At 33.4% G+C, this 7019-nt stretch carries 5 protein-coding genes; all 5 read right to left on the reverse strand.

What is annotated here, in order from left to right; all coding sequences use genetic code 11:
- Positions 1-1667 (reverse strand): ABC transporter ATP-binding protein (locus ABWO41_RS13620; protein ID WP_353139016.1); only part of this gene is annotated, 1667 nt, incomplete at its 3' end.
- A gap of 47 nt (positions 1668-1714) precedes the next feature.
- Positions 1715-3586: an LTA synthase family protein gene (locus ABWO41_RS13625; RefSeq protein WP_353139019.1), complete on the reverse strand. Its 1872-nt coding sequence runs from the start codon at positions 3584-3586 to the stop codon at positions 1715-1717.
- A 335-nt stretch (positions 3587-3921) separates the two neighbouring features.
- Complete coding sequence (locus tag ABWO41_RS13630) at positions 3922-4752, reverse strand: FkbM family methyltransferase (protein ID WP_353139022.1); 831 nt, start codon at positions 4750-4752, stop codon at positions 3922-3924.
- A gap of 175 nt (positions 4753-4927) precedes the next feature.
- Positions 4928-5911 carry a glycosyltransferase family 2 protein gene (locus ABWO41_RS13635; protein WP_353139025.1) on the reverse strand — a complete coding sequence of 328 codons (984 nt, stop codon included), beginning with the start codon at positions 5909-5911 and terminating at the stop codon, positions 4928-4930.
- A gap of 8 nt (positions 5912-5919) precedes the next feature.
- Positions 5920-6798 (reverse strand): glycosyltransferase family protein, encoded by an 879-nt coding sequence (locus tag ABWO41_RS13640; RefSeq protein ID WP_353139028.1) that lies wholly within the window; start codon positions 6796-6798, stop codon positions 5920-5922.
- Positions 6799-7019 lie beyond the last annotated feature (221 nt).

Here is a 7019-nt window from a genome sequence, read left to right on the forward strand (position 1 = left end):
CTGTTCTTCATTAAATTATTGATAGCTTCCTGTACCAGTTTTTCAGATTCGGTATCTAAAGCAGAAGTAGCTTCATCTAAAACTAAAATAGAAGGATTTCTTAAAACGGCTCTGGCGATATTCAGACGTTGTTTTTGCCCGCCTGAAAGTTTCATTCCCCTGTCCCCTATATTGGTTTGATAACCTTTATCCGTAGCCATTATAAAATTATGTGCGTTGGCAATTTTAGCTGCAGCTTCTACTTCTTGCTGACTAACATTTTCTACTCCAAATGCGATATTGTTGAAAATGGTATCATTAAATAAAATAGACTCCTGGCTTACAATTCCCATCTGAGAGCGGAAAGATTCCAGTTTTAAATCACGTATATCCGTACCGTCAAATAATATGGCACCGCCAGTTACATCGTAAAATCTAGGGATCAGATCAGAAATTGTACTTTTTCCACCTCCGGAAGGGCCAACAAGAGCTACTGTTTTACCTTTTTCTATGTCAAAATTCAAGTTGTCCAGTACTAATTTATCGGAGTATCCAAAAGACACATTTTTGAACTCTATACGATCTGAAAAAGGTACTGCAGTAACAGCGTTGGGTTTATCTATAACTTGCGGCTTAGTATCAATAAGTTCAAGAACACGTTCACCAGCAGCCAGACCTGAATGTATATTGCTGAAGGAGTCAGTAAGCGCTTTCGCTGGTCTCATCACCTGCGAAAATATAGCAATATAAGCAATGAAATCTGCGGGAGACAATTCAGAATTATGATTAAATATAAGGTTCCCGCCGTATAATAAAATGCCGGAAACTGTACATATTCCTAAAAATTCTGACACGGGGGAAGACATCTGCTGTCTTCGTGACATCGACTTTCCAATAGCGCTATACTTTTCATTCTGTCGATCAAATCTCCCTATAACAAAGGGAATAGCATTGAATGCTTTGATGATTTTAATACTAGACAAAGCTTCGTCTAAATACGAAATCATCATTCCATAAGTTTCGGCAGATTCTTTAGCTTGTCTTTTTAAAGATTTTACTATTCTAGCTATAACTAACCCAGAAATAGGAATTACCAATAAGGAAAATAAAGTGAGTTTTACCGAAATCATTAACAGAGCGATTATGAATGCTATCAATTGCAGAGGTTCTTTAAATACTACCTGCAATGTACCTGTAACCGAAAATTGCACAACTTGCACATCTGATGCGATTTTAGATATAATATCTCCTTTTCTTTCGTTACTGAAATAACTTACATGCAGATTCATTACATTATCAAATACACTTTTCCTGAGCTTTAACAGAGTGTGAATGCGCAGGTTTTCCATAATGCGTTGTGAAAAATACTTGAAAAAATTTGCCAGCAAATTAGAAGCTATGATTACGATACAAACAAACTGTAATGCACCTAATCTACCCTTTTCTAATATAGCAGTATCAAAATAATAGAAAAATAAATCTTTAAAGTAGCTGAAAGACAAGGAGAATTCAGGCATGATTGCCTTTTCTACTATTTTGCTTTCGTCAAATAACGTGTTTAGGAGAGGAATAATTAAAGCGAAATTTAATGTGCCAAATACGACGGCGAACAAAGTGCATATAAGATATGGAATGGCAAATTTTTCTATGGGTTTAGCAAATGCTAAAAGTCTAAAGTATGTCTTCATTAAATTTGAATAATCTTACAAAGATAGCTTTTTAAAAAAGCCATTGCTTAATGTTCGTTCAATTTCTTTTTTGTGATGCGGAACATATAATCCTGGATAAATGCTTTGCAATCATTCATGCCTTTCTGCATTTCGTCATTCGTTTCTTGACTAAGATTTTGAGTTAAGCCTTTATCATTGATATTGAAAATTCCGGTGAAATTCTTTCCATCAAAAATATAGATATAATTACTCTGCATGAATTGATAGACATTACCGGGAGAATTTATAACTCTGGGAGTTTCATCCGGAAGATTGGATACTAAGCTTCTTCCCCAGGATCTGAAAGGTTTGTTGTAGCCAATTAAATCTATAAGGGTTGGATAGATGTCGATTTGCTGAACCAGATCTTCGCGTATCCCTTGCAATTTATAATTTTGGTTTGGACTGAAAAACATAACAGGAACAGCAAATCGGTCTATTGAATTGTTGTATTCCTGGTAATAATTTTGATTGGTATGGTCTGCCGTGAAAACAAAAATGGTGTTTTGATACCACTCTTGTTTTTTTGCGTATTCAAAAAACTGCTGAATCGAGTAATCAGTATATTCTACACATTTATGGATAGGTACATTTCCTTCTTTAAATTTATCCTGATATTTAGCAGGGACCTTAAACGGATCGTGTGATGAAAGCGAGAACATGGTAGCCATAAAAGGCTTTTTCTGTTGACTAATTGTTTTGCCCATATATTGGAAAAAAGGTTCGTCCCAGATTCCCCAGATTCCGTCATACTCTTCTTCATTATCAAATTCAGTACGACCAAAATAATGCTTATATCCTAAAATATTGGAAAATCCCAGAAACCCCATAGAGCCATTTGCAGCACCATGAAAAAAGGATGTTTGATAATCTAAACTGTCACATACAGAAATTATAGATTGGATATCTTGTTTTGCATATGGAGAAGAAGTAAAGGCGTATTGAAACGATGGAATCCCTGCAAGTACAGATGACATGCCGTGTATAGATTGTCTGCCATTGGCGTAGGCGTTGGTGAAAATCAGACTGGATTTACTTAATGAGTCTAAAAAGGGAGTATGGGTTTTAAAATCTTTAATATTGGATTTCTCATTCATACAGCCCCAATATTCCCTTCCAAAACTTTCTAAAATGAAAATGACAATATTGGGTTTTTCTGTACTGAAGCTATTTTGATAAGTTTTTACAGGTTTAATATTTCGTTTTATATAATCTTCCGTTACCCAATTCGGAACTTTGTATTCTTTTATTTTTAAGGTTCTGAAAATTGCAAAAGGTGTATTTAAAACAATGTCGCCATGGTTTGGAACAGTAACATAACGATAGGCATCGACCATATTTATAGGTCTGGTACTATGTTTATATCCTCCTCTTATGCCTCCTATCATTAAAAATGCAGTGAGCAGAATTCCAATAACTGATACCGGAAAATAAATTAGTGGTTTAAATGTATTAACAGTCGTTAACTTTACATTTTTATATAAGAAGATCCATAATGCAAAAATTAATATTAAAACAACCAATATATACCAATAACTGGTGAAAAAATGCCAGAACAGAGAATTGGCGTTTTCTTCATTTTTGATAACATCTAATGTAGCTCTTGTAGACCTGGTTTGGCTAAATCTATAATAAATAAAGTCTATAAAATTGGTGATGTATGCAATTAAATTAGTAACAAAGTATATAACCATTAACCACTTTTGGTATCCTGGTTTAGTATTGATAGTTAAAGGCAGTATGCTTAGCAGTATAAAAAGGCTGTTGATATATAAGATAGCTGTGGTATCGAATGCAATCCCATGCCAGCAAAGTTTAAGAAGCGACGAAATGCCGTCTAATTTAAAAATAGAAGTATTAAAAGCATAGAATAGCATTCTTGCAATTTGATAAAACAAAAAGCAGAGTAAAATTCTATACAGTAATATTAGGTATTCTTTTGCCCTAATGTTGGGTGATGTATATAGGCCCGTTTTGATTGAACGAAGGGGATGATATCCTGATATACTTTTTTTAAATTTAAACAATCTAATCTATTTGTGAATTGCGCCTTTATTTTCTTTATATACCACTTAATCTTTTGGAATGATTCAAAAATATAGAATATTTTTAACCCACCATGTCACAATAATAATTCTATTACACTTTTCATTCCGTAACGTCAATTATGTTTTCATCATTATGTACTGATAAGAGCTTTTATGGAATATGACCGAAAAGACATTAGAGAATGTTAATCAGTAGGAGTAGCATAGATATTTATCGTCTTTTTAAATTTTATGATATCTTCATTTTTGTCTAAACGTTTGATACCTGAATTTACATTGAAATCCTCAAAGTAAAATATATCGTACCCTTTACTGCTTATGACGTCATAAAGTTCAATTTTCGCGTCGTCACTTGAAGCACCAAAGCTCTCGGCAATAATAGTGGGTTTATATTTTAATATCAAATCACTTATAGATTTAATAATTTCCTTGTCATAACCTTCAGTGTCTATTTTTATAAAGGTAAGCTTACCTTCCCAATCTGGATATTTAGTTTCTAAAAATGTATTTAAATTTACCCCATAAACTTTTTCTGGTTGTACAAATTGCCCATGATGGCTTTCTTTAGTCGAAGAGATAGCCCCGTTTGCAAATGAAGCTTCGGAAGAAACGAAGAAAAATTCCTCATCCTGAGTTGATATAGCGAAAGGTTGAGGTTCTAAATTATATCTTGTTTTATTAAGAGATGCATTTTTCTGTAAGATTTTGAATACAAATGGGTTAGGGTCAAAACCAATAGTTAATCCACTTTTTCCGGTACATAAAGCCATAGGAACAGTGGTGTCGCCAATATTTGCACCAATATCAATGGCCAAGTCTCCTTCTTTAATGAATTGATTAAAAAACTCTACCATAGGAGAGTCTATTTTGATTTGGCTTACAAGCGGATTAGACCAGTTCGCAAACTCGATGGCTCCATATTTTCCTAAATCAAATGTTTCAATTACAGGCGGATATTCCCGGGTTACTCTTCTTGCTTTTTTTCTCGCTAATGAATTTTTAATGTAGCTTAACATATTGGAATTTTTATAAATCAGGTCTATAATATGCTAAGCCTTAAAATAATAATTATAATTCGAAGCATATACTTGATAAAAATATAACTTCTAAGTAAAGAATAAATATACTTAATTTCAATAAATAGTTTTATTTCTTTTTCTATAAGCGAGAGCTTTTAAATATAAACAGCCGTCAAAGTCTTATAACATCCTGCCCATTAAGAATCTCCCTTATTCTCTTGATAACACCTATTAAGCTAAGTTTCGACTTATGTTGCTTCATTTGTACTCTAAATTCTCTTTTCTTTCTTTTTAATTTTTTCCTGTTAAGGAATACAGCAAAGTATGCAGATGCTTTATAGGATTGAAATGTGAAGAGACCCATTAAAACATCAGAAAAAATTACCTGCAAATGCCATAAGAATAAATCAAACCCATATAAATGTAAATAATGGACATAATATCGATTGCGGAAATAAAGCTTCTTAACAGCTCGTTTATCACTATGATTCTTGGTACTGCCAGAAACTTCATGACGGCAAATGGCATTGTGCTCATAGTAGCATTTCCAGCCTAAACGCCAGGCTCTTATACAAAGTTCCTGATCCTCGCAGTAGAATGGGTTAAATAACTCGTTAAAGCCATTTAGTTCTTTCAGTTTCTTATTGTCGATAAGCGCAATTGCTCCCGACAGATAAAAAGTGGGAGTTAATATTCCTGGATTTTCGATATAGAAAAAATTGCTTGGTTTTATCTTCCTTCCAGAAATTTTAGGTGAACGGGCAGCCTCCTGTATGTTTTCATCATACATTCCTATAATACGCCCCATAACGCCAAAAGTGTCTTCTGACTCAAAATAGCGAAATAAATTATCGAAATAATTCTTTTCCAATTTGACATCAGTATTTAATAAAAAGACAAGCTCATTTGTAGCGATAGCTATTCCCATATTACAAGTATTGGAAAAGCCACTATTCTTCTGTTTCTTTATTAAAGTAATTTTATTCTGATAGTGTTGCTCTAAATAGGAGACAGAATCATCGGTAGAACCGTCGTCTACAACAATGATTTGTGTGTTAGAGCCCAAATTGCTTAATATCTCATAATTCTCATCGAAATATTTCTCAAATAAGTGCTTTCCATTATAATTAGGTATAACTACAGATATACTTTTCATTCCTATCACTATCGAATTTTTTTGTAGTTTTTATACTCAAATGCTCTATAGCCAGTTTTTTCCTCAATCCACCTTAATATCCGGCGTCTTAAAGATAATTTCCTCTTTATTTTTGTCGGATCAATGGAGAACTCCCAATTAGTATTCGAAATTCTTTCGCGAATTGATACAGGGTGAGTAGAATTAAATTTAATTAATTCATCTGCATTCCCGTAATCAAAATTATCGGCCTTTGGATAGTTGTTTTCTATCCATTCATCGCTATGATAAAACTTGTTGAAGTTCCTCACTTTATTATTTAAACCCTGCGGAGGTTTTACCCAGCCATAATGGTATACATAAGCGTTTATTTCTTTAACACGAATTTTTCTATCGTTAATTCTAAATCCCTGTGCGTCTCTATAGGAGGTAATTCCTTTGAGGTTCTTAAGTACTCTTATTTCTTTTCGGTACCATCTTCTGGAAGAAGCATAATAGTCATACGATCCGTAAAAATGAATGTACTTAAAAAGAAGCCCCTCAATTTTATCGTCATTCAAACAAATCTCCATTTCGCGCTTTATTATCGGAAGGTACTTTTCATGTATTACTTCGTCACCCTGAATATAAAAAGCCCAATCGGTATCAGCAGAAATGGCCTGGAATGCCTTATTCGTTTCTTCGGCAAAAGTTCTCCCTCCTTCGCGGAGAGATTCGTCCCATATTGTATCTATAATTCTGATCTTTGGGGAGTTTATGTTCTTTAAGAGCTCTAAAGTGTTATCATCAGAGTTACCATGAGCAATTACGAATTCATCGCAAATAGGCAAAATAGAAGTAATTGCTTCAACTATAGGATAATCGTTAATGACTGCATTTCTTATAAACGTAAATCCGGTAACTTTCATTTTAACGCTATTTGGTTTGTTGTGGTTCTTTAATTGAGTATGCAAAGGTAATAATGCTTTCCTTTAATTTTCTTTAATTTAAAAAAACGCTCATTTGCTGAATTTTATCTGCGCTTTGCTTAAGTAATAAGATAATCTTTGCTTTAAGTGTTCGTTTTTAATACAGGAATGATAGATTGTTTCTTCTTCCAGTGTTCGCCTTTTTTATATAATAATTTGTT

The organism is Pseudopedobacter sp. (assembly GCF_040392825.1).
Lineage (GTDB): Bacteria > Bacteroidota > Bacteroidia > Sphingobacteriales > Sphingobacteriaceae > Pseudopedobacter.

Bases quoted from the DNA above. Each gene is read 5' to 3' on its own strand.
- ABWO41_RS13635 (WP_353139025.1), bottom strand. From the start codon at position 5,911: ATGAAAAGTATATCTGTAGTTATACCTAATTATAATGGAAAGCACTTA.
- ABWO41_RS13640 (WP_353139028.1), bottom strand. From the start codon at position 6,798: ATGAAAGTTACCGGATTTACGTTTATAAGAAATGCAGTCATTAACGAT.
- ABWO41_RS13630 (WP_353139022.1), bottom strand. From the start codon at position 4,752: ATGTTAAGCTACATTAAAAATTCATTAGCGAGAAAAAAAGCAAGAAGA.